Here is a 26,589-nt window from a genome sequence, read left to right on the forward strand (position 1 = left end):
GCCCCCTTAACTTAATAAAGTTTAATTTATAGTTTGTATATCACCCGCTGATTGCATAAACAATGGTACCGGGCGTTGTGTTTCTAATTGCACAGGCTTAATGCGACGGTTTGTATATTGAGCCCAGTCGAGCATACGTTCTATATGGCCGCTGGTATTAACAGACAACTTACCACTTAAACCACTATATTGATTACCAGGCATTACGCTTAACTGTCTAATGTCATGTAATATTGATACTGCATCGTATGCCATTGCAAATAAGCGTTGGCTAATATCAATTTGCTCTGGCCATAGAGAGTTGTACTGCTGGCGTAAATTATGTTGTTTAATTTGTGAATCAAGCATCCACGGTAATTCAGTGAAGTATAGGCCGTCTAAGTCGCCTTTGTCTGTACTGTCAATTTGTTTACTATGACTTTTAGAGCTTGCATAAAGTGGGATACGATCAGCAAATGTACTGACGTTTACATCAAGGTAAGGTTTAATTAAGCGAGTTTCTATTGCATCACCCAAAATATAAATAACGTCTATATCACTGCGTGAACGCGTTTCGTTTTCTACTTCTTGCTTAAATAATGCTTTAACTGTTTGTATGCGATCTTTTGACTTATCAACTTCTAATAAGCTGGTAATTGTGTTCGGCATATCTTTTTTATCATTATAAAAACCGATTTGTGGCTTGGTTTCGCTGTAGCGTTGCCACTGTAGGTTAAAATAATCAACTAAACGTTGGCCATTTGCATTATTTGGCGCAAGCAGCATAGGCTTTTGATAGCCCTTAGTTAAAAAGTGTTCCAGAGCTTGTTGTACTTCGTGCTCAGGGTTCAATGCAAAGTAATAATGCTGAAGCGAAATGCGCTCACCATCAAAGGTGTTTAAATGCAGTACCGGAGTATCAATAAGAGTTTGTGCATTGGCTAGTTTATCAATATTTGCTTTAAGTAGAGGACCAATTACAAAATCAGGCTTTATTTCTTCAAGTTGCGCTGCAATTTCTTCTGTACTTAAGTTTTCATCAATAAAAATAGTGTCGTTGATAGTTTGCGTATCAAGTGCAGCTAACACACCGGCTTTAAGCGCATCACCTAAGCGTTCGTTAGGGCCTGATTGTGGAAACAACACAACTAAACGCTCTATATTAATAGGGGCGAGCTCAGTAAGCATTTCGTCTTGTTCAGGTAATACAGAAAAAGCCGGATGCCCAATATAGCGCCTGCGCCAATTATTAATTGCTTGGTCTAGCTCCACGCCACTACTAGCATATACTTGATAGTATAGACCAAGGTTTACCCAGCCTTGCTGGATAACCGAACCACGGTTAAAACGTTCAAGCGCATATGAAGAGAGCTGTTTTAAGTTATCCCACAAATTTTGATTGAGCTGAGGGATTTCTATATTGTTTTTTGTTGCTGTTTCAGAGGCTCTAAAGAAATAGGGGGCAGCTTTTTTAGGAAAATTTTGCGATGCATAAATACTGGCTGTTAAAAACTGATGCCAAGCAAAATGCTCAGGTTGAGTAAGTTGTCCGTCAAGCGATTGTAAAATCACCAAAGCTTGATCATTCTTATTCTGTTGTTTTTGTGCAAATGCAATATAAAGACGGTTTTGGATTTGATCAACACTTGCGGTTAATTCAAGCTCATTACCAATTTTCTCTAACAAAGGCCAGTTTTGCTCACTAATTGCAGCATCACGGGCGCTATACAATAACTGTATTTTATCGGCACCTTGGCGGTTTTGCGCCAATTGATAGATAGATTGCGCACTGGTTGCCTGATTTTGCAGTGCATTAGTGCGGTTACTTACGTTATCGCTGTTTTTAGTTGGTTTTTCGGTTGTGCTACACGCCGATAACCCTGACAATATAATTAATAGACTAACTAGTTTAAGTCGCACAATGATTTCCCAATACGTTAACGCGATTTGCTTATATTACTGACTGACGCAGGAGACCTCAATGTTAAATGAGGAGAATTCACAGAAAATTGGCACTCTTTACATTGTTGCCACCCCAATTGGCAATTATGACGACTTAAGTCACCGTGCCATTGCGACATTATCGCAAGTTGACTTAATAGCTGCTGAAGACACTCGCCATACCGGCAAGCTACTTAGCCACTTTGGAATTAAGGCAAAAACGTTTGCATTACACGACCACAACGAAAAGCAAAAAGCACAACAAATTATTGATCAACTTAATCAAGGTTTAAATATTGCTTTAGTATCTGACGCTGGTACGCCACTAATTAGTGATCCAGGCTATGCGGTTGTAAATCTATGTCGCGAACAAGGCGCTCATGTTACACCTATCCCAGGTGCATGTGCTGCCATTACAGCCGTATGTTGTTCAGGCTTACCAACCGACCGCTTTCAGTTTATTGGTTTTACGCCAGCTAAAAGTAAAGCTCGCCAAGACTTTTTTATCGAAGCTGTTAACTCAGGTATCACCAGCATAATGTACGAAAGTACGCACCGTATTATGGCAAGCCTTGATGATTTAGCACTAGCACTTGGCGACGATCAACACGTTGTGTTTGCTAAAGAGCTAACCAAAACCTTTGAAACATTTTTTAATGGTAGTGTAAGTGAGCTTAAACAGTTTTTAACTGATGATCCTACCAAGCAGCGCGGCGAAATAGTGCTTATGCTTGCGGGCAAACCAAAGCAAATAGACGATGTTCCGCCTGAAGCGCGCAAAATGCTGGCACTTCTTGAAAGTGAAATGCCAATGAAAAAAGCCTGTGGAGTTGTAGCCGCATACTTTGGAATGAAGAAAAACGCTTTATACAAAACAATTATTGAAGAAAAAGAGTAAATTTTACTGCGCTTGGTATTAGCCTCATGTATACTGCGCGCCGAGTCAGCCAAGATGATCGCTGCCTGTGACGAAAATGATCAGGGGGAGGAAAGTCCGGGCTCCATAGGGCAGAGTGCCAGCTAACGGCTGGGGGGCGTGAGCCCACGACAAGTGCAGCAGAGAGGAGACCGCCAATTTTCGGATTGGTAAGGGTGAAAGGGTGCGGTAAGAGCGCACCGGGCCGCTAGTAATAGTCGGTTGCAAGGTAAACTCCACTCGGAGCAAGACCAAATAGGGTTCTATCATTTTAAATAATGAACGCGTGGCCCACGTGAGAACCGGGTAGGTTGCTTGAGCCATAGAGCGATTTATGGCCTAGACGAATGATTATCACTTTCTTCGGAAAGGACAAAACCCGGCTTATAGGCTGACTCACTCATTCAACAGAAAAGCCCGCAGTTAACCCTGCGGGCTTTTTTGTGTCTAAATTTTAGTTAATACAATTTAAGCATCTTTAAATAATATTTTTACCTTGTTCTGGGTCTCTTGATTGCTCTGCTTGTTCACGTATTTCGTCGGTATCACTGCTCACATCATCAAGCGTTTTAGTTTGATCAACAGTTTCATTTTTTTCGCTTTGTATTTGCGATGGTTGTTTTTCCTCTAAGCTAGAAACATTTTCACTAGGGTCGGTGAGTATAATTCTTTCTCGTGCGTCATCAGGCATACTGATGTTTTGTTTTGTGAATTCATTGACTAATTCGCGCATAAGCTGGGAAGCTACTTTTAATGGACTGTGTTGCTCGCTATTAACCCAAAAATACAAAACGAAGTTAATAGTAGATGAGCCTAAGTTTTTTATTAAAACTTGCGCGGGTGGATCGCTAAGCACCGCATTTTGTTGATTGGCAATATCTAGGGCGAGGGTTTGTGTGCTGCGTATATCGTTATCATAGCCAATACCAATTTCTACTTTTCCGCGCATTTTTGGATTGGCAGTCAGGTTTTTAATGGTATTTTTATATACCGTCGCATTGGGTATTTGAATATGATTGCCATCGTAATCAACAAGTGTGGTTGCTCTTGCGGTTACTTTTTTAACAACACCTAAACGATTGTCTACTTCAATTACATCGTCGATTTTGAAAGGCCTTTGTATGCTCAGTAATAAACTAGCGATAAAGTTCTCAGCTATGTCTCTAAAGGCAAAACCTAATATAAGTCCAATTAGTCCCGTGCCACTCATAATGGCAACAGCAAACTCGGTAAGCCCTGCTAAACGCAGGAATAAGTACACGCCAAATAAAATAATTAAAGTGCTTATACTGCGCCTTACAACTAGATGAACTAGTTTACTGTCAGTCATGTAGTCAATAGGCTTTATAAGCAATCGAGAAAGTGGCCCTGCAATTAAATAGCTCAATGCTAAAAGTATTATACCGAGTAATAGTGTGGGTAATATTTGCGCTGTTGCATGAAGTAATTGCACAGCTTGTTCATGAAAAAACTGCCACGTAAACACATCGCCTTGAAAACTTTGCGTGCTGGGAGGCGTATTGTTTAAAGCTATAATGTTTGATTGGCTACTAGGCATGGTTTATCGTCCGTGTTTGGTTTTTATAATCGTTAATATTAGGTAATAGCAAGTTTAGTACCAAATACTTTATTTAACTTGGCAAACATTTTGCTGTAGTAATGTAATACAAATATTGAGGTTTAGAATGAAAGAAGCTAAACGAGGACAGCAAGCTGAGCAGCCTGGTCATATCCCTTTTATAGGTTGGTGGGATATTGTTAAACGCATTTTTAAGCAAATGAGTGAAGATAACTTATCTATAGTGGCAGCGGGTGTGGCATTTTATGCGTTACTTGCTATTTTTCCGGCCATTGCGGCGATGGTATCTGTGTATGCGTACTTTTCATCCCCTGCAGATATAAGTGAGCATTTAAGTAAAATAGTTACTTTGCTCCCACCAAGTACCAGTGAACTAATTTTATCTCAGGTTTCTAGCCTTGCAAAAACATCAAGTGCCAGCTTGAGCTTAAGTGCAATCGGTACGCTTATACTTACTATTTGGAGTAGTTCTAAGGGCAGCCAAGCACTTATTACTGCGTGTAATATTAGTTATCGTGAATATGAAAAGCGTTCATTTTTTCAGGCTCAATTAGTACGCTTTTTATTTTCAGTAGGGGCGATTGTTGTCGCAATTTTTGCGCTACTAATTATTGGTATTTTACCTATTGTGCTTAATTTAGTGGGGCTAAAAGAAAGTATAGATTTATTAATTAAACTCATCTCTTGGCCATTATTAGCTTTTACCTTTAATTTTGCATTGGTACTTTTATATCGTTATGCCCCACATCGTAAACCGGCCAAATGGCGTTGGATCACGATGGGGTCGTCTATTGCTACTGTGCTTTGGATTTTGGCATCTATAGGTTTTTCTTTTTATGTGTCGCGTTTTTCTAGTTACAACGAAACTTACGGCTCACTAGGTGGTGTAGTGATCATGTTGATGTGGTTGTATATCAGCGCTTATATAATCACATTAGGTGCTGTAATTAATGCAGCTACTGAGCAGCAAACAGGTAAAGATAGCACTGTAGGACCGGCTAAAGAGCGTGGACAGCGAGGCGCCTATGTAGCAGATCACCTCGATGTAAAAAATGAATAGCTATTAGCTAGCTAAGTTAGTGAGAGCCGTAAGCTGCTCTTTAAACTCTTGTGCTGCAGGACCAAGCCTGTCGTTGTCGTTGCACATTAAATATAAATTAAGGGTACGGGTTGTACCTTGGTCTAAATTAAGTGGGATGAGCGTTTTATTTTCAATTAAATGTGCTATTTGTGTTTTTGGCAGCCAAGCGTAACCCAAATTTTGACTAACCATATCAATAGAGTTGCGTAAATGGCTGACTGTCCAGCGCATATCAGCACCTAACCAGCCATCATTGTGACTGGTGTGTGTTGCTGAGTCGCGAACTACTATTTGCCGGTGTAGCTTTAAATCGCGAAAGTTGAGTTGTTCAGTTTGTTGGTGTAATACATGGTCTTTATGCGCAACGGCTATAAACTCTATATCGCATAACGTACTGCAACTAATTCCATAGATAGGGATTGATGAAATGGCTAAATCAACCACTGAGTTATGTAATAATTCGTTTGCACCGGTTAGCACGCTTTCTACTAAATCAATTTTTAAAAGCGGGTAAAGTTCACTCGTTTTAGCAAGTGCCTGGTATAAAATGGTGTGTGGAAAAACCTCATCAACAGCTATTTTTAACGTGCTTTCTACGCCTTCGCTTAGTGTACTTGCTACCGATTCTATTTTAGTTGCTTCTTCAATTAAAAATTCAGCTCTGCGTAAAATTAGTTTACCGCTATCGGTTAAAAATGCTTTACGACCTTTTACTTCAAGCAACTTAATTTGCAAGGCGGCTTCAAGTTTTTGAACAGCATGGTGTACGGTTGACTGACTTTTATGTACAGCCGCACTTGCGCCTGCAAATCCGCCGTGATCCACAACCGCTTTAAACATTCGCCATTGCTCTAATGTTGCTTTTGCCATTTTTAAATCCTGTTACTACTTATATCTGATTGCTTAACTTGACCGCGCAGACGCATTATTTATTGCGTAACAGTGATTTTTTGTTTATTTATTTTAATAAAGCGACTTTTTTATCAGCTAGAAGTGCCATAAAACTGCTTTTATTTAAAGGTCTTGAAAATAAATAACCTTGTCCGTAATCACATCCGGCTTCAAGTAATAGCTGCATTTGTAATTTAGTTTCAATTCCTTCGGCGATTACTTTTAAGCCCAGTTGATGCGCCATAACAATTATTGCTTCACACAGTGCAAGTTCTTGACTGCCTACTTGGATATTATCAACAAAACGTTTATCTATTTTTAAATAATCGGTATCCATTTCTTGTAAGTAAGCGAGTGACGAATATCCTGTACCAAAATCATCAAGGGCAAGCTGCATCCCTGATTTTACTATTTCTTTTAAGCGACGTTGCGTTAATGCTTCGGGGTTAATCATTAGGCCTTCAGTTATTTCTGCCACAATTGAGGATGCAGGTAATTTTGCAGCTTTTAGCATATCGTACCATTCATCTATACCACTCTCTGGCGTGGATAACTGCACTGGCGACACGTTTACACTTATTTGAAAAGTGTCATCGGTTAGGGTTTTTATATCGTTAAGCGTTTGCAGAGTTTGAGCAAATACAAATTGGCCAATTGCATTTATTTGCCTGGTCTCTTCAGCAAGAGGAATAAATGCGACAGGGCTAATTAGGCCTTTTTCGGGATGTTGCCAACGAATAAGTGCTTCAGCTTTATGAATATGTAAATCATTCAAAGCAACAATGGGCTGATAAAACAACTCAAACTGTTCAAGTTCAATGGCACTTCGTAAGTCTTTTAATAGCACCATGCGCGCGTGTGCATATTCGCGCATGTCAGCAGAGAAAAATTCAAAACAGTTACGACCATTACTTTTTGCTTTATACATAGCCTGATCGGCTGCTTTTAAAAGCTGTTCAGTATTTTCACCATCATTAGGGGCGCATGCTATGCCCATGCTGGCGCTAATAAATAATTCTTCGTTTTCAAGATGTAAAGCCGACGATAGGCTAAGCAAAATATTACTGGCAATTTGATTAATATGACGCGTACTTTTTATACGATTAAATACAATAACAAACTCATCACCACCAATACGTGCCACAAACTCAGCATTTTTTGCCGACTGAACTATGCGTTGCGATACGAGTTTTAATAAGTTATCGCCATAGTGGTGGCCTAATGTGTCATTAATATCTTTAAAGTGATCAATATCTAAAAGCATGACAACCAATTGATTGTCGGGAGTAACAACATTTGAAAATCGTTGACTTAATCGCTCCTTTAACTCTAAACGATTTGGTAAGTCAGTTAGGTGATCATAGTGAGCTTGTCGCCAAATTGTTTCATCGGCTTGTTTTTTCTCAGTGAGGTCTGTGAATATCGCGATTCGACGAATAGGTGCTTTGTTTGTATCATAAACCGTATCGATTGTGAGCCACTCAGAGTAAAGCTGCCCGTTCTTTTTACGGTTAATAACCTCGCCTTGCCAGCGGCCTGTTTGCTGTAATTCAGACCACATTTTATTGTAAAAATTCTTATCATGTTTTCCTGATGAAAGAATTGAAGAGGATCGCCCAATAACTTCTTCTTTATTATATAAAGTCGTTTTGCAAAACGCAGGGTTTACATCAAATATTATACCCGCTGGATCGGTGATTGCCATGCCTTCACTACTGTTGTTATACACCAGCGAGGCAAGGTGGAGTGCTTCTTCATTTATTTTTCGTTGTGTTATATCCCTTAGCACAACAACGTATTCATTTTTACTTTGCATTGCACTAATACGCGCTTCAAAGCTGCGTTTAGGATCTGATTTTTCGAGTGTAAATTCTAAATTACTCGAAACATCAAGCTTAGATAACTGCGATAACAAAAGCTGCACATTGTTGTGAGAAAGTATTGATGATAAATGAGGTGCTGCAGTGCTGTTTGGGTTTACTTGAGGCTTAAATTGCCCCGTTATGTTGAGAATATCGCCATGGATGTTAATTCTAACGTAACTGTCGGGTAGAGTATTAAGCAAGCTGGTAAGCTCATCGTGCTTGTTTTTTAAATTAGCCTCGGCTGTTAACCTGGTTTGCGCCATTGATTTAAAGCGCTGATAGAGAGTATTTAGCTCTGGATTATTTGGCTGTATTTTTTGTGACGGCATTTCGCCCTTAGCCAACACGTTTGTTGCATTTGTTAGATTATTAATTGGGTCGATAATGCTGGTTTTAAGCAGCTTACGGGCAATTAAACATAGCACTAGCAGTGATAAAATAAACACACCAATCGCTATAAAAAAATTATTATTTATTTGCTTTAAAGCATGAGTAATAGGAAGTGCAATATGTATATTTAAGCTGTTATTACTCGGATCTTTATAAATAATAGAGTGATGAAGCATTCGATCTTCACCCTCAATAGATTTTATTTTTGTTGATGCCTCATTATCAATCGAAGAATCAGTTGCTAATAAAGTCTTTGCAATATTATCGCCAAGGGCTGCAGTTGTTGGTGGGTAACGCGCTAAAATTTTTCCATTAGAATCAGCGATTGCAGCAATAGAGCCAGTCGGCAGTTCAATATTATTAAAAGCATTGTTCCACCAGTCAAGCGCAACAACGATAACTACAACGCCCTGAATTACATTTTTTTTATTAATGATAGGCAACGCAAAGTTAAGGGTGTTTTTTTGCAGGCTTCGGTCGTGCTGAAAATAACCTACCGACAATTGGTTACTTTTTAAGGCATTTTGAAAATACGCACGATCTGCAATACTTATAGTTTTGGCTAACCCGCTTGTTGTACACATAACAATGCCATTTGGATCTATAATCCCGATATTGGCAACATGGGCATAAATAGCTCTAAATTGATTAAAATAATTAGGGCAGGACGTTGCTAAATTTTCTTTTTTACTTTCCTCTTTAGCCAAATAACGCGCTAAACGGTTAATATCATCGACTAAGTGCTTTTGCTGTAAAATTAATTGCTTAGCAATGTTTTCTACTTTTTTTTCACTTTGCTCAATAGAGTGGTGGCGTTCAAGCAGCAGAGTAAAAATAATTACAGCTGTGCCCGGAATGCTTAGCAATATAAGCAAACGATAAAGCTGATGTTTGAGAGAATAAGTAAAAATAACCATTCCTTAGTTTCGTATTTTGCAATAACAATTGTAGCCAAATTCACTCCAAATAACCATAGTAATTATAAGGTTGAAAATGTAACCAATGAATCAATGTCGTTCTATTTATTAGAACCTTAAGCTCGATTTAAAGACATAGTTGTTTTGTTTAATGAATGATTTAATAGCCTCATAAACTTATTCTTTAGAGTGAATTAAAAAATGAAAATATCAAAAATACTTACAGCTTATGCAACTCAAGATGGCGATGGCGTGAGCATTAGCCGTATACCTGGGTTTGATGGTAAATATTTAGATCCATTTTTGATGATTGATGAACTTAAGTCAGATGACAAAAAAGATTATATGGGAGGCTTTCCTGAGCATCCGCACCGAGGAATTGAAACGTTTACTTATATTCTAAAAGGTGGCTTTGAACATCGTGACCAAATGGGTAACAGAGAAGCAATTAAAGCAGGCGATGTGCAATGGATGAGTACAGGGCGCGGCGTCATGCACAGTGAAATGCCACTCGCTGATGCTATAGATGGTCTGCATGGCTTTCAAATTTGGATAAACATGCCAAGCGCAGAAAAAATGCGTGATTCACGTTATCAAGATACGACTAAAAGCCCAGCCCCGAGTTTCACAAACACGCAAGGCGTGACGTTAAAAACACTTGCGGGATCGTGGCAGTTCGAAAGTGAAACGCTTACAAGCGAGCTGCAAAGTTTAGCTGCTAATGCGGCGCTCGCTGATATTACGTTACCTGCTGGTAAAAGCACTTATTTAGAGCCTCTTAGCCAACAAAAAGTAATGCTTTATATTCATAGCGGCTCACTAATTACGAGCGACAATCAAACAATACCAGCGGGTAAGTTACTTATTTTAGAACCAGGCAGTGATATTAATATTAGCTCTGAACAAGGCGCTGGAGTTTTGGTTTTAGCAGGCGCTCCACTTAATCAGCCAATTGCTCATATGGGTCCGTTTGTAATGACGACGCAAGCAGAAGTACAGCAAGCAGTGCGTGATTATCAAAACGGTGAGTTTGGCAAAATATAACGGTATTTTTAGGAGAGTTTTATGGGATTATTAGTTAACGGCCAATGGCAAGATAAATGGTACGACACAGATTCAAGTAACGGTAAGTTTGAGCGCGAAACGGCGCAGTTACGTCACTGGGTAACTGCTGATGGTAGCGCTGGAATAACGGGCGAGGCCGGTTTTAAAGCACAAGCCAACAGGTATCATTTATATGTATCCCTTGCGTGTCCTTGGGCGCATCGAACGCTTATATTTAGAGCGTTAAAAGGACTGCAAGATTTAATTACGGTGTCTGTTGTTAGCCCTGATATGCTTGATAATGGTTGGGCTTTTGATACGCAAAACCACAGTACTGGTGATGCTTTATTTAATAGTAACTACTTACATCAAGTGTATACAAAAAATAATCCTGAGTATTCCGGGCGAGTCACCGTACCTGTATTGTGGGATAAAAAGCTAAATAAAATTGTCAGTAATGAGTCTGCCGATATTATACGTATGTTCAATAGTGCGTTTAATGAGTTAACAGGTAATAACGATGACTACTACCCAGAGGCACTACGACCAAAAATTGATGAATTAAATGCGTTGATTTATCCAAATATAAATAATGGTGTTTATCGTACGGGGTTCGCAACAACTCAAGATGCATACGAAGAGGCGTTTAACGATTTATTCAAAGCACTCGATAAAGTAGAGGGGATACTGAGCAAGCAGCGTTATTTAACAGATAATAGGCTCACCGAGGCAGATTGGCGACTATTCACCACTCTCATTCGGTTTGATAGTGTGTACGTTGGCCATTTTAAATGTAATTTACGCACAATTGAAAGCTATCCTGCATTAAGTGGATACCTTAGAGAGTTATATCAAGTTAAAGGAGTGGCTGAAACAGTTGATTTTTATCATATTAAGCGTCATTACTACTTTAGTCACACAATGATCAACCCAACACAAGTTGTGCCAAGTGGTCCAAGTATTGATTACTTATCTGATCACGGTAGAAATGTTTAGCGCTTAAGCTATTAGGTTTACTAGCCAGCCGTATTTTCTTACCAAACTGGTTTCGCTTTTACCAGCTTGAACTGCTGCACCTGCGATAAAGGCACTTGAAAGCCCCACTTTGGTTGCGGCAAAACGCTTTAGTCTATATTGAAACGCTGCATGATGTTGGCGTTTCAATTCACTGCGCGTATCCATTTGCTTACTTAGAGCATCAACGTTTTCATTAGGTGCTTTAATTAAGTAGTTAACTAACATACTAATTTCCTTGTAGGTTAAATAGCTGCTTTAAACTTTTAAGCGTTTTACTAAAGCCAATTTTATTGCTTAAGTAAACTGTATTTTTCCAAAGCCATATTAAACAAGCAACTTGTAGCAAAGTAGCTGTTGCAATACTTAGCCATACCGACCCAAAAACATCGTATACACCGTATCCAACAGCACCTAGAAATCCTGCCCACAACAAAACCAAACCACTGGCAAAGCATCCTAAAAATATAGTGATCAATGCAAGCGATCTAAGCGATAACCGCCATTCAGCTTTAGCAAGCTGGTGGGTGATCTTTCCTTGAGTTTGGTAATCATCCTTGAGCTGCTTAGAATACTCTAAAAGCATTGCAACATGATCTTGCCAATCGTCCTTTTGGCTATGTTGCTCAGTAGTTTGGTCTTGCGCATTACCATCCTTGGTTGCTGTTGTTTGTGGGTTATTCATCACTAATTACTTACGACGAAGTAGTGATGTGATTAGCATACCCGCAGCAAAAGCAATACCCGCCGTTGCTAATGGGTTTTCAGAAGCAAAAGCACGAGTTTTTGCAGTACATTCACTTAGTTTTTCACGTGCAATAAGTTGTTTTTCGCTTAATGCATCTGCTGAGCTAGAAGCTCCTTTACGCACACTGCTTTCAGCTGTTGCAGCTTTGCTAGAAAGTGCATCTACAGCATCGTGCGCCGCTGATGTTGCTTTCTCTGTAAGAGGAGACTCAGTATTTGTTAGTTTAACGTCAGGCTTAACATCTGAAGTTGTATTTGGTTTCGTATTCGTTGCAGTAGCCATAATCAATCCTTAATAAGTTAAAAATTTAAATAGTGATTTAGATGATGCAATGATTAAACCAAACTTGTTATTTATTTTAACCTAATGAATTTGATAGGTTTTGTTTGTATTTTTTTAATTTTTGATAATTAGTATTTTAAAATAAACAGTAACTATTACTACACGGCTAGGTAAATTTTACAAAGAGGATAAAAACGCCTTAAAAATTGTAAATATTCATTGGTTATTCAGTAAGCAATGCATGTAAACAGAAAGTTATAAAAGCAAAGCTGGTATTTTTCTTTACCTCAATCCCACTTTTTCCCACGTAATTCAAACGCTTCGCTTGAGCCCTTATTTTTTCTAGCTTTGAGACTCACTAAAGCTGGTCAGCTTACTTGACAAAATGGCTTGTCAAGCCCTAAACTGGAGCACTGTGGTAAAAAGTGGTTTTTAGTGGATCTCATTGGATAAAATAAACAAAAAATTGAATAAAACAATTTCAAAGTAGGTTTTTTATGTTTCGTGGTGCGAGTTCACTGAGTTTGGATGATAAGGGGCGTTTTGCGGTACCGACAAAGTACCGAGAATCTCTGTTGTCTGAAGATCAGGGGACAGTTATTTGTACCGTCGCATTAAATGAACCGTGTTTATGGTTATATCCATTGGCTGAGTGGCTCGAAATAGAAAGCCGTTTAGCGAAAATATCTAATATGAATCCACGAGCTCGACGAATGCAACGTATGTTGCTAGGTAACGCTACAGAGTATCAACTTGATAAAAATGGTCGAATTTTGCTTGCGCCGTCATTACGTGCCCATGCATCTCTTGGCAAAAAAATCATGCTGGTTGGTTTGATGAATAAGTTTGAAATTTGGGACGAGGCGCGTTGGCACGAGCAAATGCAGCAAGATACTGAGCTTGAAAGGCTTGGTGATTTTGAACCTAACCAAGATTTAGATAATTTTACACTCTAACGGCACAAAAAAAAGGCACACAATAGCTAATGACAGCGCAATTTGAACACGTATCCGTATTAATGGATGAGACCATCGATGCCCTTGCAATTAAGCCAGACGGCATATACATGGATGGTACATTTGGACGTGGTGGCCACTCTGGGCAAATTTTAGCACGCCTTGGTGATGAAGGTCGCCTGCAAGCAATTGACCAAGATCCACAAGCAATACAATCAGCTGAAAAATTTGCTGATGACCCACGTTTTGCAATTGCACACACTCGCTTTTCAAACTTATACGAAGTAGCACAGCAAAACGATCTAATTGGTAAAGTCGATGGCATTTTATTAGACATTGGTGTTTCGTCACCACAACTAGATGACGCTGAGCGTGGCTTTAGTTTTATGAAAGAGGGCCCACTCGATATGCGTATGGACCCTACAACAGGTCGCAGTGCAGCACAGTGGTTAGCAGAGGCTGAGTTGGATGATATTACCCACGTAATTAAAAAATTGGGCGAAGAAAAGTTTGGTAAACGCATTGCACACAAAGTACTTGAAGTTCGTGAGCACACGCCAATCACAACTACCAAGCAGCTTGCTGACCTTGTTGATGAAGCTGTACCGGTAAAAGATAAGTTTAAACACCCAGCTACCCGTACTTTTCAGGCTATTCGTATTTACATTAATAGTGAGCTTGAAGAAATTCAAACTGCGCTTCAGTCTGCAGTTAAAGTGCTAAAGCCAGGCGGACGTTTAGTGGTGATTTCGTTTCATTCTTTAGAAGACCGTATTGTAAAACAGTTTATTAGAAAACAGAGTAAGGGAGAAGCATTACCCAGAGGTCTGCCTTTAACTGATGCACAAATAAATAAAAATCTGACGTTAAAAGCAGTGGGTAAAGCTATTAAGCCAAGTGCTGCAGAAGTAGAGCGTAATCCACGTTCTCGTAGTTCTGTACTTAGGATTGCACAGAGGTTGGGATGAGTAAAAAAGCGAGCTATCGGCAACCTAATTTATTCTTTGAAATATTAAAAGGCCTAGGAGCTAATAAGCTAACCTCGGCCTTGTTGGTTGTGATATTCGCTTCTAGTTTAGCTGTTGTGCAAACAACCCACTTAGCTCGTGGCCAACTTATACAGCAAGATCAATTATTACAAGAACGCGATGAGCTCGATTTAGAGTGGCGCTACTTACTTGTTGAAGAAGAATTTTATTCGCAACATGCACGCATTGAAGAAGTAGCTACATCACAATTGAAAATGAAAAGACCTACGAGTCAAGATGAGCAGGTAATAATAGTACAATGAGAAATAGAGGCAAAAAACCAGTCACTAATTTAATCACATGGCGCTTTATGCTGGTGTGTGCAGTTGTGTTTATGGTGTTTGTAACACTCGTATCTCGCGCTGCTTATTTACAAGTAATAGAACCTGATAAAGCACGTTCAGAAAGTGACAAACGAACCGTGCGCGTTGAAAAACTACATGTGCAACGCGGGATGATTTTTGACCGTAATGGTAAAGAGTTAGCGGTAAGTGTGCCTGTGGTAAGTGTATATGCTGATCCTAAAGCATTGCACAAGTCGCTTGTCTCTAAAGTAATTAAACAAGCACGTAAAAGCGGCGAAGATCATTTATCTTTAGCTGAAAATACCGCCGAGCTTGATAAGCGTACTGCACTATATTATAAAAACGATTTACGCTGGCGTGAGCTTGCTGATGTATTGCGCATTGATCCTAAGAAGATTAACTCTCGACTATTAAACGATCCCTCGCGTCGCTTTGTTTATTTAAAGCGCCAAGTTACTCCTGCTGTAGCAAATTATATTGGCGATTTACGCCTACCAGGTATTCATTTGCTAGATGAATCTAAACGCTATTACCCCGCCGGTGAGGTTACCGCTCATGTTATTGGTTTTACTAATATAGATGGTAAAGGCATTGAAGGCATTGAAAAGCTATACGAAAACGCTTTAACGGGCGAGGAAGGCCGCCGCACTATACGTAAAGACGCACAAGGGCGTGAAGTAGAAGTGCTTGACGAGCGTGAGCGCGTAGAGCCAGAAAGTATAGAACTAAGTATTGACCAACGAATTCAAGCTATTGCCTACAAAGCTGTAAAATCAGCTGTACTGACTTACAAAGCCACATCGGGCTCAGCTATGGTAGTTGATGTTAAAACCGGTGAAGTACTGGCAATGGTAAATAGCCCTTCATTTAATCCAAACAACTTAAGCGATGCTGCACCTCATAAGCGTCGTAATCGCGCAATTACAGATTTGTTTGAACCAGGCTCAACTGTTAAGCCTCTAGCCATTTTGGCTGGGCTAGACTACGGCGCCATTCAGGCAGATGACACGATTGATACCTACCCAGGTTGGATGCGTTTAGGTGGTAGTTTAGTTAGAGATACTCGTAATCACGGCGAACTAACACTGCGCGAAATACTAAAGTACTCCTCAAATATGGGGGTTGCGAAGGTTACTCAGTTAGTGCCTAAAGATTACCTTGTAGGCTTATATCAAAAAGTAGGCTTTGGCAGTGACACCGGTACTGGAATGGTAGGTGAAAGCAGTGGTTTGTTTTATCCAAATCGTCGTTGGTCTGACTTTGAAATTGCAACTTTATCATTTGGTTATGCAATTTCGGTAAGTACTGCGCAAATGGCGCGCTTTTATACCATGTTAGGCGCTGGTGGAGTTAATCGACCACTGACTATTTTAAAGCAAGATAATATACCTGAAGGCGAACGTATTTTTAAACAAAAAGACGTAGAAGCCGTAGTCCACATGATGGAAAGTGTATTTGAAAAAGACGGTACTGCTCGCAACATAAAAGTTGATGGGTATCGTGCTGCCGGTAAAACAGGTACATCTAAAAAAGCCGTAGCAGGTGGTTATGGTGATGAATATGTAGGTTACTTTGCAGGTGTAGCACCGGCAAGTAATCCTCGTTTAGCCGTGGTAGTTATGATTAATGAACCAGGTGGTGATGTGTACTATGGAGGTGCCACCGCTGGCCCTGCATTTGCAGAAATCATCTCTAACGCATTAAGAATATTAAACGTAGCGCCTGACAAGGAAGAGGTTGCGTACGTACAAGGTAAAGATAACGATGCGTGATTTAAAGGATATTTTAAAATACATCGAAATAGATGCGCCCTCGCAACTGGTAAAACATTTACGCCTTGATAGCCGTGAAGTAACGCCAGGTGATGTATTTGTTGCTATTAAAGGCCATGCACTTGATGGCGGTCAATTTATTAATAAAGCAATTGAAAATGGCGCAACAGCTATTATTGCTGACAGATTATGTGAATTTGAAACAAGTTTTGAGCCACTATATTTAGTTTCGGAGCTTGATAAAAAGCTTCCAGAATTAGCAAGTCGCTTTTATAGCCAGCCAAGTCAGGCTCTTGATTTAATTGGTGTGACAGGTACAAACGGTAAATCGACAACCACAGCAATGATTGCCCACTTAGCGCAATTTTGCAGTACTGATTCGGCTATTATTGGCACTTTAGGTTATGGTCATCCTGATAACTTAATTCCACTGATAAACACTACGCCTTCAACAGTTGATTTACAGCATATTTTGAGCGATTTAAATTCGCAGCATAAAAAGCTGGTAGCCATGGAAGTATCATCTCATGGGTTAGTGCAACAACGCGTTGCTAAATGTCAGTTTAAAGCGGCTGTGTTTACTAATCTTTCGCGCGATCACTTAGATTACCATGGTGATATGGCAAGTTACGGTGATGCGAAATTAATGCTTTTCCGTGATTTTGAGCCGCAAGTTGTAGTGCTCAATCAAGATGACTTTCAAGCTGAGCAATGGCTTGAAAAGTATGATTTTAATAACCTAATTTGTTATGGCCGCAAAAACTTAGCTCCTAAGAATGCCCGATACGTTTATTTTTCTGATGTTGAATATTCAAGTGAAGGTATTTCGGCGCAGTTGTCGACAAGTTGGGGTGATATTTCTATTAAATCGCCTCTGTTTGGCGAATTCAACTTATATAACTTAACGGCAGCGCTCGCTACATTACTAGGGCTAGATTATCCGCTTGAGCAACTAGTTGCTGGTTGTGCGCAGTTACAGCCAGTCGCTGGTCGAATGCAAGCTTTTAGTCAAGCTGGCATGCCAACGTGTGTTGTTGATTACGCCCATACACCCGATGCACTTGCACTTGCATTACAAGCATTGCAGTTGCATGTGCCAGGTGGTGTAAGTTGTGTATTTGGTTGCGGTGGCGACAGAGACAAAGGTAAGCGCGCATTAATGGCGCAAGCTGCAGAGCAAAACGCTAATAAAGTTATTATTACCAGCGATAACCCTCGATCTGAAAATCCTGATGACATTATTGCAGATGTAGCAGGCGGTCTAACCCATCCTCAAAATGCACATTTAGAGGCTGATAGAGCAACTGCAATTCGTTTAGCTATAGAAAATGCTACAGCTGATGATGTTATTTTGATTGCAGGTAAAGGCCACGAAGATTATCAAATTATAGGCGATAAGCGCATCGACTTTTGCGATCGCCGCTATGTACAAGAACAACTAAAAAAAGCAGTAAGAGGGATAACACAATGATCCCAATGGATTTTGATTGGTTAGCTAATGTACTAACAACCGATTATCAAGGTGATAATCAACACGTGCTAAATATAAATACTGATACTCGTACAGTGTGCGATGGCGAAGTGTTTTTAGCACTGAAAGGGCCAAATTTTGATGGCCATAAATTTATAGCTGAGGCTAAACAAAAAGGCGCTATAGGCGTTATTGTTCAGCACAAAGTTGATGTAGATATTCCACAATTTATAGTAAGCGATACACGTATTGCACTAGGTGCAATTGGCACTGCGGTTATGGCGCAAGTGGCGCCTAAAACAATTGCAATTACAGGGAGTGTAGGCAAAACCACCGTAAAAGAAATGTGTGCGGCAATTTTGTCGGTTCACGGTGATGTATTAGCTACTAAAGGTAATTTTAACAACGATATTGGCGTCCCACTTACGTTATTGCGCTTAGAGCCTCAACATCGTTTTGCTGTTATTGAGCTAGGTGCAAATCACTTAGGTGAAATTGCTTACACAACGGCAATGACAAAACCAGATGTGGCCGTTGTATGTAATGTTGCAGCAGCCCACTTGGAAGGTTTTGGTAGCTTAATGGGCGTTGCAAAAGCTAAAGGTGAGATTTTTGATGGCCTAAAAGATGACGGTGTTGCCATTGTTAATTGCGATAGTGAATTTAGCCAGTATTGGTTAGATAAACTTGAAGGGCGTAATGTTAAACGCTTTTCTACAACCGAAAAACTAGACATTTGGGCAGAGAACATCACGCTTGATGCCAATGCACGTGCAAGCTTTACGCTTTGCACTAAAAACAAGCAAGTGCCTGTTACTTTGGCACTACCTGGTAAGCATAATATTAGTAATGCACTTATCGCTGCGGCGCTGACCAGTGAATTTGATGTAACCCTTGAAGAAATAGCCAATGCACTTGCCACAATGGGTGATGTAAAAGGGCGCGTTAATTTAATTGAAGTGTCTGATTTACTTACCGTGGTTGATGATACTTATAATGCCAATGTTAAGTCGGTAAAGGCTGCGATTGACTTGTTAAGTGATATGCAAGGTCACCGCATTTTAGCACTCGGAGATATGGGTGAGCTTGGTGAAGATGCACGTAAGTACCATCAAGAAGTTGGCGAGTATGCACTTGAACAAGGGATTGATGAGTTATTTACATTAGGCGTGTTAAGTAAATACGCAAGTGATGTGTTTGAACTCCCTAATCGTCACTTTTCGAGCCGCGAACAGATGCAGCAAAAAATTCAAGAAAGCATTAATAAAGTGAATAAAAAAACAACAATAGTAGTGAAAGGATCGCGCAGTTCTCGCATGGAATTATTAGTAACCGATTTAGTTAATGGCCAGCAACAAGCCATCAATGGAGTATCATAATGTTAGTTTGGCTGGCAGAGTATTTAACACAGTATTTTAGTGGTTTTCATGTTTTTTCGTATTTAACGCTACGTGCCATTTTAGGTATTTTAACTGCGCTAATTATGTCTCTTTATTTAGGGCCTAAGTTAATTCGTGGTTTGCAACGTATGCAAATAGGTCAAACAGTTCGCGACGATGGTCCTCAATCGCATTTGTCTAAGTCGGGTACACCGACTATGGGTGGCTTACTTATTTTAGCGGCTATTTTTACCAGCACGCTACTTTGGGCCGATTTATCAAATAAATATGTGTGGGCAACACTGTTTGTAATTGGCTCATTAGGTATTGTTGGCTTTGTTGATGATTACCGTAAAGTTATTCGTAAAGACCCAAAAGGTTTAATTGCTAAGTGGAAGTACTTTTGGCAATCGGTCATTGCATTAGTTGTAGCTACTGCTTTGTACTTTACCAGTGCACAAGCATCTGAGACATCTCTTGTTGTTCCATTTTTTAAAGACGTATTACCGCAATTAGGTTTGTTTTATATTGTGCTTACGTACTTTGCGATAGTAGGTACATCAAACGCGGTAAACCTGACAGATGGTTTAGATGGCTTGGCGATTGTGCCAATTATTTTGGTGGCTGCAGCATTGGCAATTATTGCTTACTTAACAGGTAATATTAACTTTTCGGCTTACTTACATATTCCACATTTACCGCTGGCGAGTGAGCTTGTAGTTGTGTGTACTGCCATTGTGGGCGCAGGGCTTGGCTTTTTATGGTTTAACACTTACCCAGCACAAGTATTTATGGGCGATGTTGGCTCATTAGCACTTGGTGGTGCATTAGGTATTATTGCTGTTTTAGTACGCCAAGAATTACTGCTTATTATTATGGGCGGTGTATTTGTAATGGAAGCACTATCGGTAATATTACAAGTGGGGTCGTATAAATTACGCGGACAACGCATTTTTAGAATGGCGCCGATTCATCATCATTATGAATTAAAAGGTTGGCCAGAGCCTCGCGTTATTGTGCGCTTTTGGATTATTTCTGTTGTGCTAGTGCTTGCTGGCTTAGCTACTTTAAAGATTCGATAAATGCAGTATTTAAACGAGATAAAAAACAAACAAATAACAGTGCTCGGACTCGGTGTAACCGGTCTGGGCATTGTGCGTTTTCTATTATCTCATGGCCTCACACCAAAGGTCGTTGATAGCCGAGTAACCCCGCCGGGGATTGATTGGTTAAAAGAGCACGCGCCAACTCTAGATACCCACTTCGGTAAGTTGGATGACGCAGAGCTTTGTTCAAGCGATATGATTATTATAAGCCCTGGGCTTAGCTTAAAAATACCAGCTGTTGCAGATGTAATTAACGCAGGTGTTGAAGTGATTGGCGACGTTGAGTTATTTGCACGCATTAATACAAAACCTGTTGTTGCAGTAACGGGCTCTAACGGTAAATCAACCGTGGTGACGCTCGCTTATGAGGTGTTAAAAGAAGCCGGCTATAAAGTTGCTTTGGGTGGGAATATTGGCACAGCGGTACTTGATTTACTCAATGATGATTTTGATGTGTATGTGCTTGAGTTATCGAGTTTTCAGTTAGATACCACAACGAGTTTAAAACCTGTGAGTGCAACGGTATTAAATGTGTCTGAAGATCATCTTGACCGCTACGACAGTTACCAAGCTTATATAGACTCAAAGCTAAGTATTTATAATTTTGCAGAGCTTATTGTTGTCAATGCAGACGATAGTCAAACACATCCTGTTGAGCGTGGTACGGCTCCTCTAATTAGCTTTGGTGCTCAACAAGGTGATTACCATTTAGCGCAGCACAATGGCGAAACTCACTTTATGGTTAAAGGCGATGCCTTTTTACCTGTTGATACGCTTGCGGTAGTGGGTAAGCACAATTATTTAAATACGCTTGCAGTAATGGCGCTTTTAAGTCCGTTTGAAGTAAGTAAAGCGCAATATAAGAACGCGTTAGGTCAATTTAATGGATTGGCTCATCGCTGCCAATTTGTAGCTGAGCTTAACGGTGTAAAGTATTTTAACGATTCAAAGGCAACGAATGTTGGAGCGACCATTGCTGCAATAGATAGTTTGGCTAGTGATGGTGAAAACCTGATTGTTATTGCAGGTGGCGATGCTAAAGGCGCTGATTTAAACGCACTTAAACCCTACATAGAACAGCATGTAAAAGCATTAATTTGTTTTGGTAAAGATGCAAGTGACTTAGCTGCGATTACCAATAAGAGCTATTTAACTAACAACATGGAAGAAGCCGTTGCTTTGGCCAACGTACTTAGTAGTACAGGCAATATTGTTTTGTTAGCACCCGCATGTGCCAGCATTGATATGTATAACAACTATATGCAACGTGGTGATGACTTTATTCAATGTGTTATGGCAGGGCAACTATGATTGCTTTTGCCGATATAAGAGATGCATTAACACCAAAACCTTCAGGTCAGTTGTATGATGTACCGCTGCTATACTGCGTAATTATGTTAATTGGTGTTGGTTTTATCATGGTAACCAGCGCTTCAATGCCGACCGCTGAGCGGTTATTTGATGACCCATACCATATTACTATTCGCCACAGCATGTTTTTGGCAATGTCTTTTGTGCTTTTTTGGATAAGTGTTTGTGTGCCAATGGATTGGTGGAAACGTTCCAACCCTTATTTATTAATATTAGGCATGGTGCTGTTAATAGCGGTATTGATTGTTGGGCGTGAAGTGAATGGTGCTAAACGATGGATACCTATTGGTCCTGTTGGTTTTCAGGTTGCTGAGGCCGCTAAATTATACTTTTTTAGTTATATTGCGGGTTATTTGGTAAGAAAACGCGAAGAAGTACAAGAAAATATTAAAGGCTTTGCAAAGCCAATAGCTGTATTTGCAGTGTATGCGCTGCTTATTTTACTGCAACCCGACTTAGGCACAGTGGTTGTTATGTTTGTAACAACGGTTGGTTTACTGTTTTTAGCTGGCGCTAAATTATGGCAGTTCTTTGTACTTATTTTAACGGGGGTCGGTTTGGTTGTATTACTGATTATTGTTGAACCATATCGAATGGCGCGTGTTGTCGGCTTTTTAGACCCTTGGGATGATCCTTTTGGTAAAGGTTATCAGTTGGTTCAATCGCTAATGGCTTATAGCCAAGGTGGTTGGTTTGGCCAAGGCTTAGGTAACAGTGTACAAAAACTGCAATATTTACCTGAAGCGCATAACGATTTTATTTTTGCTGTAATAGGTGAAGAACTTGGTTTAATAGGCGTTGTAAGTATTTTAATGGTATTAGCTACTTTAGTATTTAGAGCGTTATTAATAGGCCAACAAGCGCTTAAGTGTGGCAAAGAATACGAAGGCTATTTTTCGTTTGCCATTGGTATTTGGTTTGCATTTCAAACCATGGTGAATGTAGGTGCGAGCGCGGGTATTTTGCCAACTAAGGGTTTAACCCTGCCATTTATTTCTTATGGTGGTTCAAGCTTGTTAATTATGACCATTGCCACGGGCATTTTATTGCGCGTAGATTTTGAAACCAAAATGGCAACCAAACAAGCCACCTCACGTGGAGGCAAGCGATGAGTAAAAAATTAGTAGTAGTGGCTGGTGGAACTGGCGGACACATTTTTCCTGGTATTGCAGTGGCTGATTATTTAAAACAGCAGGGCTGGCAAGTTAGCTGGATTGGCACACCAGATCGAATGGAAGCAAGCGTTGTACCTAAGCATAATATAGATATTGATTTTATTAATGTAAAAGGTGTTCGTGGTAACGGATTAAAACGTCTTATTAAAGCCCCATTCATGGTAGTTAATGCAGTATTGCAAGCGCGTAAGGTATTGAAAGAACAGCGTCCAGATGTAGTACTCGCAATGGGCGGTTATGTTACGGGACCCACGGGAATTGCCGCAAAGAGTTTAGGTATTCCGCTGGTTATTCACGAGCAAAACGCTGTAGCGGGTATGAGCAATAAACTGCTAGCTAAGGTGGCTACACGTGTATTAGCAGCATTTCCAAGTGCTTTTGCACAGGGTCAAGCCGAGCTAGTAGGTAACCCAGTTCGCCAAAGCGTTATGAGTATAGCCAAACGCGATGTATCAAGCCCTATTAATATTTTAGTGGTAGGGGGCTCGCTCGGTGCACAAGTGCTTAATCAAACATTACCAGAAGCATTTAAAGTACTAAATAATACAGCTCCTATAAGCGTATGGCATCAAACAGGTAAAGGTCATTTATCTACTGTAGAAACAGCTTATAAAATGCATGGCTTTGCGGATGGTAATACAAAAATAGCTGAATTTATTGATGATATGGACGCGGCGTATAGCTGGGCTGATATTGTTGTTTGCCGCGCTGGTGCATTAACTGTTAGCGAAATTGCAGCAGCAGGTAAAATGGCTGTTTTTGTTCCTTTTCCACATGCCGTGGACGACCATCAAACAGCAAACGCACAATATTTAGTGATGGCTAATGGCGCATTATTAATGCCACAAGGGCAGTTTAATAAACAATCAATTGTTGAACTATTAAGCCCATATTTAGCCCAACCTTCATTAATTACTGAAATGGCTACAAATGCAAAAAAACAAGCCATTTTAGATGCCACAGCAAGCGTAGCAACGCACTGTGAGCAAGTAACAAATAAGAGAAAATAAGTGAAAGAAACGTCAGTACAAGAAAAACACACGCGCCCAGCAATGCGCCGAATAGAAACCATTCACTTTATTGGTATTGGTGGAGCCGGTATGGGCGGTATTGCTGAAGTACTCGCTTTTGAAGGCTACCGTATTACAGGTTCTGACATTGCTCATAGCGCTATGACAGATCGCTTAATAAAAGCCGGTGCTGAGGTATTTATCGGCCATCATGAAAATAACGTGAAAGATGCCAATGTAGTGGTTGTTTCAAGCGCGATTGATGAAACAAATCCTGAAATTATTGCAGCTAAAGCCGCAAGAATCCCTGTTGTGCGCCGCGCAGAAATGCTCGCAGAACTAATGCGTTTTCGCCACGGTATAGCGATTGCGGGAACGCATGGTAAAACAACGACAACAAGCCTAATTGCGAGTATTTATGGACAAGCAGGACTTGATCCAACTTTTATTATTGGTGGCTTGTTAAATAGCGCAGGTAGTAACGCAAAAGTAGGCAAAAGTGATTTTTTAATAGCAGAAGCTGATGAAAGCGATGCGTCGTTTTTACACTTACAGCCAATGGTCTCGGTGATCACAAATATTGAAGAAGATCACATGGATACTTATGGCGGCAGTCTTGAAAAAATGAAAGACACGTATGTCGATTTCATTCATAACTTGCCGTTTTATGGTTTAGCTGTTGTATGTATTGATTCTGAAGTTGCAGCAGAGCTTATCCCTCGCTTTGGTCGCCCAGTTATTACGTATGGTGAATCGAAAGATGCTGATTATCGCATGAGCGACTTTAGCCAATCAGCTAATACGTGCACATTTACAGTAACTAACAAACAAGGTGAGTGTTTAACTGCCACATTGAATATGCCAGGTAGACACAACGCACTTAATGCAACCGCTGCGATTGCTGTTGCAAAAGATCAAAACATTGCGAATCATGCAATTTTAGAAGCGCTGCAGAAGTTTGAAGGCATTGGTCGTCGTTTTCAGCACTATGGTGAATTTGAAAACGAGCGGGGCAACGTGATGTTAGTTGATGATTACGGGCATCACCCTTCAGAAGTTGCAGCAACAATTGCAGCAGTGCGTGAAGGTTGGCCTGATAAGCGTTTAGTAATGGTTTATCAACCTCATAGGTTTTCTCGTACACGCGACTTATACGAAGATTTTGTAAAAGTTCTTGCTGATGTAGATCAGTTACTATTGCTTGATGTGTATAGCGCTGGTGAAGATCCTATTGTAGGGGCCGACAGCAAAAGCTTATGCCGTAGCCTTCGCCAACGTGGCAAAGAGCCGCTTCACGTAGCAACAAATGCTGAGCTTGCAGGTGTTTTGGCCGCAAATTTACAAAACAATGATTTAGTATTAACCCAAGGCGCTGGTAATATAGGTCAGTTAGTTAAAACATTAGCTGCAACGGGTATGTCGATAGAAAAACTTAAGCAAGGTGAAGTATGACTCAGGTAAACACACAATTTGGTAAAGTAGCGGTACTGCTAGGTGGTAACTCAGCAGAGCGTGAAGTGTCTTTACGATCGGGTCAGGCTGTTTTAAATGCGCTGCAAAATTGTGGTATTGATGCAATTGCATTTGACCCACAAAGTCGTTCTTTGTGGGAGTTAAAAGAATTAAATGTAGATCGCGTTTTTATTGCTTTGCATGGCCGTGGTGGCGAAGACGGCACAGTGCAGGGTGCACTTGAATTTATGAACTTGCCTTACACGGGCAGTAATGTACTCGGTTCAGCACTTGCTATGGATAAAGTACGTTGTAAGCACTTATTTAAATCAGCGGGTTTAAGTACTGCACCTTATACCGTAGTTGATGCTAAAAAAGGCTTTGATGCTGCAGCCATTATGGATGAGTTTAAAAAGGTAATGGTTAAGCCATCGCATGAAGGTTCAAGCATAGGTATGGCGCAAGCAAGTACAACACAAGAGCTTGAAGATGCACTTGCTAATGCATTTAAGTTTGATAACCAAGTACTTGTAGAGCAGTGGATCACTGGTCGTGAGTTTACAATTACGGTGCTTGGCGACGATGTACAACCAGTCATTGAGATGACGACACCTAATGGTTTTTACGATTACCAAGCTAAATATCAATCAAATACAACCCAGTATCATTGCCCTGCAGATTTATCAGAGCAAGATACTAAGTACTTACAAGCCATATCGCTAGATGCGTTTGATTTAGTGGGTGCAAGTGGTTGGGGTCGTGTTGATGCTATGCAAGACGAGCAAGGGAATTTTTACCTGCTTGAAGTAAATACAGTACCAGGCATGACTGAAAAGTCACTAGTACCGATGGCTGCAAAAGCGAACGGGGCAACTTTTGAGCAATTAGTTGTTCGCATTTTAGAGCAAACGCTTTAA

The 26,589-nt window shown here is 40.2% G+C and carries 23 protein-coding genes and 1 other RNA gene; 17 read left to right on the top strand and 7 right to left on the bottom strand.

Translation table 11 applies throughout. The features are described from left to right. Positions 1 to 21 precede the first annotated feature (21 nt). A complete protein-coding gene (locus QMA08_RS03455) occupies positions 22 to 1,899 on the bottom strand; it encodes a penicillin-binding protein activator (RefSeq protein ID WP_002957971.1) in 1,878 nt (625 codons plus the stop codon). Between the two features lie 61 nt (positions 1,900 to 1,960). On the opposite strand from QMA08_RS03455, the gene rsmI reads away from it, so the two are divergent. Further along, a complete protein-coding gene (gene rsmI, locus QMA08_RS03460; protein WP_290173704.1) occupies positions 1,961 to 2,818 on the top strand; it encodes a 16S rRNA (cytidine(1402)-2'-O)-methyltransferase in 858 nt (285 codons plus the stop codon). 41 nt (positions 2,819 to 2,859) lie between these two features. Further along, positions 2,860 to 3,239: RNase P RNA component class A (gene rnpB, locus QMA08_RS03465), an RNA gene on the top strand. Between the two features lie 75 nt (positions 3,240 to 3,314). Here rnpB and QMA08_RS03470 read toward each other — a convergent pair. After that, complete coding sequence (locus QMA08_RS03470; RefSeq protein ID WP_200219926.1) at positions 3,315 to 4,394, bottom strand: mechanosensitive ion channel family protein; 1,080 nt, start codon at positions 4,392 to 4,394, stop codon at positions 3,315 to 3,317. Positions 4,395 to 4,521: 127 nt separating this feature from the next. On the opposite strand from QMA08_RS03470, the gene QMA08_RS03475 reads away from it, so the two are divergent. Further along, complete coding sequence (locus QMA08_RS03475; protein ID WP_290173705.1) at positions 4,522 to 5,475, top strand: YihY/virulence factor BrkB family protein; 954 nt, start codon at positions 4,522 to 4,524, stop codon at positions 5,473 to 5,475. Positions 5,476 to 5,478: 3 nt separating this feature from the next. Here the strand turns inward: QMA08_RS03475 and QMA08_RS03480 are convergent, their stop codons facing one another. Continuing rightward, positions 5,479 to 6,366 (bottom strand): LysR family transcriptional regulator, encoded by an 888-nt coding sequence (locus tag QMA08_RS03480; protein ID WP_138488550.1) that lies wholly within the window; start codon positions 6,364 to 6,366, stop codon positions 5,479 to 5,481. 88 nt (positions 6,367 to 6,454) lie between these two features. Continuing rightward, complete coding sequence (locus tag QMA08_RS03485) at positions 6,455 to 9,559, bottom strand: EAL domain-containing protein (RefSeq protein ID WP_290173706.1); 3,105 nt, start codon at positions 9,557 to 9,559, stop codon at positions 6,455 to 6,457. A gap of 201 nt (positions 9,560 to 9,760) precedes the next feature. On the opposite strand from QMA08_RS03485, the gene QMA08_RS03490 reads away from it, so the two are divergent. Together QMA08_RS03490 and QMA08_RS03495 are read left to right on the top strand one after the other, a co-directional pair. Beyond that, a complete protein-coding gene (locus QMA08_RS03490) occupies positions 9,761 to 10,603 on the top strand; it encodes a pirin family protein (RefSeq protein WP_290173707.1) in 843 nt (280 codons plus the stop codon). 21 nt (positions 10,604 to 10,624) lie between these two features. Next, complete coding sequence (locus tag QMA08_RS03495; RefSeq protein WP_290173708.1) at positions 10,625 to 11,599, top strand: glutathione S-transferase family protein; 975 nt, start codon at positions 10,625 to 10,627, stop codon at positions 11,597 to 11,599. Positions 11,600 to 11,602: 3 nt separating this feature from the next. Here QMA08_RS03495 and QMA08_RS03500 read toward each other — a convergent pair whose 3' ends face one another. The 3 genes from QMA08_RS03500 to QMA08_RS03510 are packed head-to-tail and all read right to left on the bottom strand — an operon-like array spanning position 11,603 to position 12,647. After that, a complete protein-coding gene (locus tag QMA08_RS03500; RefSeq protein WP_149593511.1) occupies positions 11,603 to 11,845 on the bottom strand; it encodes a hypothetical protein in 243 nt (80 codons plus the stop codon). Between the two features lies 1 nt (position 11,846). Next, complete coding sequence (locus QMA08_RS03505) at positions 11,847 to 12,302, bottom strand: hypothetical protein (protein WP_024596382.1); 456 nt, start codon at positions 12,300 to 12,302, stop codon at positions 11,847 to 11,849. 6 nt (positions 12,303 to 12,308) lie between these two features. Then, a complete protein-coding gene (locus QMA08_RS03510; protein WP_002957982.1) occupies positions 12,309 to 12,647 on the bottom strand; it encodes a hypothetical protein in 339 nt (112 codons plus the stop codon). A gap of 497 nt (positions 12,648 to 13,144) precedes the next feature. Here QMA08_RS03510 and mraZ point away from each other — a divergent pair, with 497 nt between their 5' ends. Genes mraZ through QMA08_RS03570 form a run of 12 tightly spaced genes read left to right on the top strand, consistent with a single transcriptional unit; the run spans position 13,145 to position 26,589 of the window. Beyond that, positions 13,145 to 13,603, top strand: coding sequence for a division/cell wall cluster transcriptional repressor MraZ (gene mraZ / locus QMA08_RS03515; RefSeq protein WP_007582904.1), 459 nt, complete (start codon positions 13,145 to 13,147; stop codon positions 13,601 to 13,603). 29 nt (positions 13,604 to 13,632) lie between these two features. Further along, a complete protein-coding gene (rsmH, locus tag QMA08_RS03520; RefSeq protein WP_290173709.1) occupies positions 13,633 to 14,571 on the top strand; it encodes a 16S rRNA (cytosine(1402)-N(4))-methyltransferase RsmH in 939 nt (312 codons plus the stop codon). Then, the gene (ftsL, locus tag QMA08_RS03525) at positions 14,568 to 14,894 is read left to right on the top strand and encodes a cell division protein FtsL (RefSeq protein ID WP_002957986.1); all 327 of its coding nucleotides are present in this window, start codon (positions 14,568 to 14,570) and stop codon (positions 14,892 to 14,894) included. The genes rsmH and ftsL overlap by 4 nt, the downstream gene beginning before the upstream one ends. Beyond that, positions 14,891 to 16,708: a peptidoglycan glycosyltransferase FtsI gene (locus QMA08_RS03530; RefSeq protein ID WP_002957987.1), complete on the top strand. Its 1,818-nt coding sequence runs from the start codon at positions 14,891 to 14,893 to the stop codon at positions 16,706 to 16,708. The genes ftsL and QMA08_RS03530 overlap by 4 nt, the downstream gene beginning before the upstream one ends. Beyond that, entirely contained in the window at positions 16,701 to 18,179 is a 1,479-nt protein-coding gene (murE, locus tag QMA08_RS03535) for a UDP-N-acetylmuramoyl-L-alanyl-D-glutamate--2,6-diaminopimelate ligase (protein ID WP_290173710.1), read from the top strand. The genes QMA08_RS03530 and murE overlap by 8 nt, the downstream gene beginning before the upstream one ends. Then, positions 18,176 to 19,558 (top strand): UDP-N-acetylmuramoyl-tripeptide--D-alanyl-D-alanine ligase, encoded by a 1,383-nt coding sequence (gene murF, locus QMA08_RS03540; RefSeq protein ID WP_149593516.1) that lies wholly within the window; start codon positions 18,176 to 18,178, stop codon positions 19,556 to 19,558. Before murE ends, murF begins: the two co-directional genes overlap by 4 nt. After that, positions 19,558 to 20,640 carry a phospho-N-acetylmuramoyl-pentapeptide-transferase gene (gene mraY / locus QMA08_RS03545; RefSeq protein WP_002957990.1) on the top strand — a complete coding sequence of 361 codons (1,083 nt, stop codon included), beginning with the start codon at positions 19,558 to 19,560 and terminating at the stop codon, positions 20,638 to 20,640. Before murF ends, mraY begins: the two co-directional genes overlap by 1 nt. Beyond that, a complete protein-coding gene (gene murD, locus QMA08_RS03550; RefSeq protein ID WP_290173711.1) occupies positions 20,641 to 21,975 on the top strand; it encodes a UDP-N-acetylmuramoyl-L-alanine--D-glutamate ligase in 1,335 nt (444 codons plus the stop codon). After that, positions 21,972 to 23,147 (top strand): cell division protein FtsW, encoded by a 1,176-nt coding sequence (ftsW, locus tag QMA08_RS03555; RefSeq protein WP_024606332.1) that lies wholly within the window; start codon positions 21,972 to 21,974, stop codon positions 23,145 to 23,147. Before murD ends, ftsW begins: the two co-directional genes overlap by 4 nt. Next, positions 23,144 to 24,220 carry an undecaprenyldiphospho-muramoylpentapeptide beta-N-acetylglucosaminyltransferase gene (gene murG, locus QMA08_RS03560; protein ID WP_290173712.1) on the top strand — a complete coding sequence of 359 codons (1,077 nt, stop codon included), beginning with the start codon at positions 23,144 to 23,146 and terminating at the stop codon, positions 24,218 to 24,220. Before ftsW ends, murG begins: the two co-directional genes overlap by 4 nt. Further along, positions 24,221 to 25,672, top strand: coding sequence for a UDP-N-acetylmuramate--L-alanine ligase (gene murC / locus QMA08_RS03565; RefSeq protein ID WP_039485322.1), 1,452 nt, complete (start codon positions 24,221 to 24,223; stop codon positions 25,670 to 25,672). After that, positions 25,669 to 26,589 (top strand): D-alanine--D-alanine ligase, encoded by a 921-nt coding sequence (locus QMA08_RS03570; RefSeq protein ID WP_290173713.1) that lies wholly within the window; start codon positions 25,669 to 25,671, stop codon positions 26,587 to 26,589. Before murC ends, QMA08_RS03570 begins: the two co-directional genes overlap by 4 nt.

Source organism: Pseudoalteromonas sp. APC 3355, assembly GCF_030407615.1.
Taxonomy (GTDB): domain Bacteria; phylum Pseudomonadota; class Gammaproteobacteria; order Enterobacterales; family Alteromonadaceae; genus Pseudoalteromonas; species Pseudoalteromonas distincta.

Bases quoted from the DNA above. Each gene is read 5' to 3' on its own strand.
- rsmI (WP_290173704.1), top strand. From the start codon at position 1,961: ATGTTAAATGAGGAGAATTCACAGAAAATTGGCACTCTTTACATTGTT.
- QMA08_RS03470 (WP_200219926.1), bottom strand. From the start codon at position 4,394: ATGCCTAGTAGCCAATCAAACATTATAGCTTTAAACAATACGCCTCCC.
- QMA08_RS03475 (WP_290173705.1), top strand. From the start codon at position 4,522: ATGAAAGAAGCTAAACGAGGACAGCAAGCTGAGCAGCCTGGTCATATC.
- QMA08_RS03480 (WP_138488550.1), bottom strand. From the start codon at position 6,366: ATGGCAAAAGCAACATTAGAGCAATGGCGAATGTTTAAAGCGGTTGTG.
- QMA08_RS03485 (WP_290173706.1), bottom strand. From the start codon at position 9,559: ATGGTTATTTTTACTTATTCTCTCAAACATCAGCTTTATCGTTTGCTT.
- QMA08_RS03490 (WP_290173707.1), top strand. From the start codon at position 9,761: ATGAAAATATCAAAAATACTTACAGCTTATGCAACTCAAGATGGCGAT.
- QMA08_RS03495 (WP_290173708.1), top strand. From the start codon at position 10,625: ATGGGATTATTAGTTAACGGCCAATGGCAAGATAAATGGTACGACACA.
- QMA08_RS03500 (WP_149593511.1), bottom strand. From the start codon at position 11,845: ATGTTAGTTAACTACTTAATTAAAGCACCTAATGAAAACGTTGATGCT.
- QMA08_RS03505 (WP_024596382.1), bottom strand. From the start codon at position 12,302: ATGAATAACCCACAAACAACAGCAACCAAGGATGGTAATGCGCAAGAC.
- QMA08_RS03510 (WP_002957982.1), bottom strand. From the start codon at position 12,647: ATGGCTACTGCAACGAATACGAAACCAAATACAACTTCAGATGTTAAG.
- mraZ (WP_007582904.1), top strand. From the start codon at position 13,145: ATGTTTCGTGGTGCGAGTTCACTGAGTTTGGATGATAAGGGGCGTTTT.
- rsmH (WP_290173709.1), top strand. From the start codon at position 13,633: ATGACAGCGCAATTTGAACACGTATCCGTATTAATGGATGAGACCATC.
- ftsL (WP_002957986.1), top strand. From the start codon at position 14,568: ATGAGTAAAAAAGCGAGCTATCGGCAACCTAATTTATTCTTTGAAATA.
- QMA08_RS03530 (WP_002957987.1), top strand. From the start codon at position 14,891: ATGAGAAATAGAGGCAAAAAACCAGTCACTAATTTAATCACATGGCGC.
- murE (WP_290173710.1), top strand. From the start codon at position 16,701: ATGCGTGATTTAAAGGATATTTTAAAATACATCGAAATAGATGCGCCC.
- murF (WP_149593516.1), top strand. From the start codon at position 18,176: ATGATCCCAATGGATTTTGATTGGTTAGCTAATGTACTAACAACCGAT.
- mraY (WP_002957990.1), top strand. From the start codon at position 19,558: ATGTTAGTTTGGCTGGCAGAGTATTTAACACAGTATTTTAGTGGTTTT.
- murD (WP_290173711.1), top strand. From the start codon at position 20,641: ATGCAGTATTTAAACGAGATAAAAAACAAACAAATAACAGTGCTCGGA.
- ftsW (WP_024606332.1), top strand. From the start codon at position 21,972: ATGATTGCTTTTGCCGATATAAGAGATGCATTAACACCAAAACCTTCA.
- murG (WP_290173712.1), top strand. From the start codon at position 23,144: ATGAGTAAAAAATTAGTAGTAGTGGCTGGTGGAACTGGCGGACACATT.
- QMA08_RS03570 (WP_290173713.1), top strand. From the start codon at position 25,669: ATGACTCAGGTAAACACACAATTTGGTAAAGTAGCGGTACTGCTAGGT.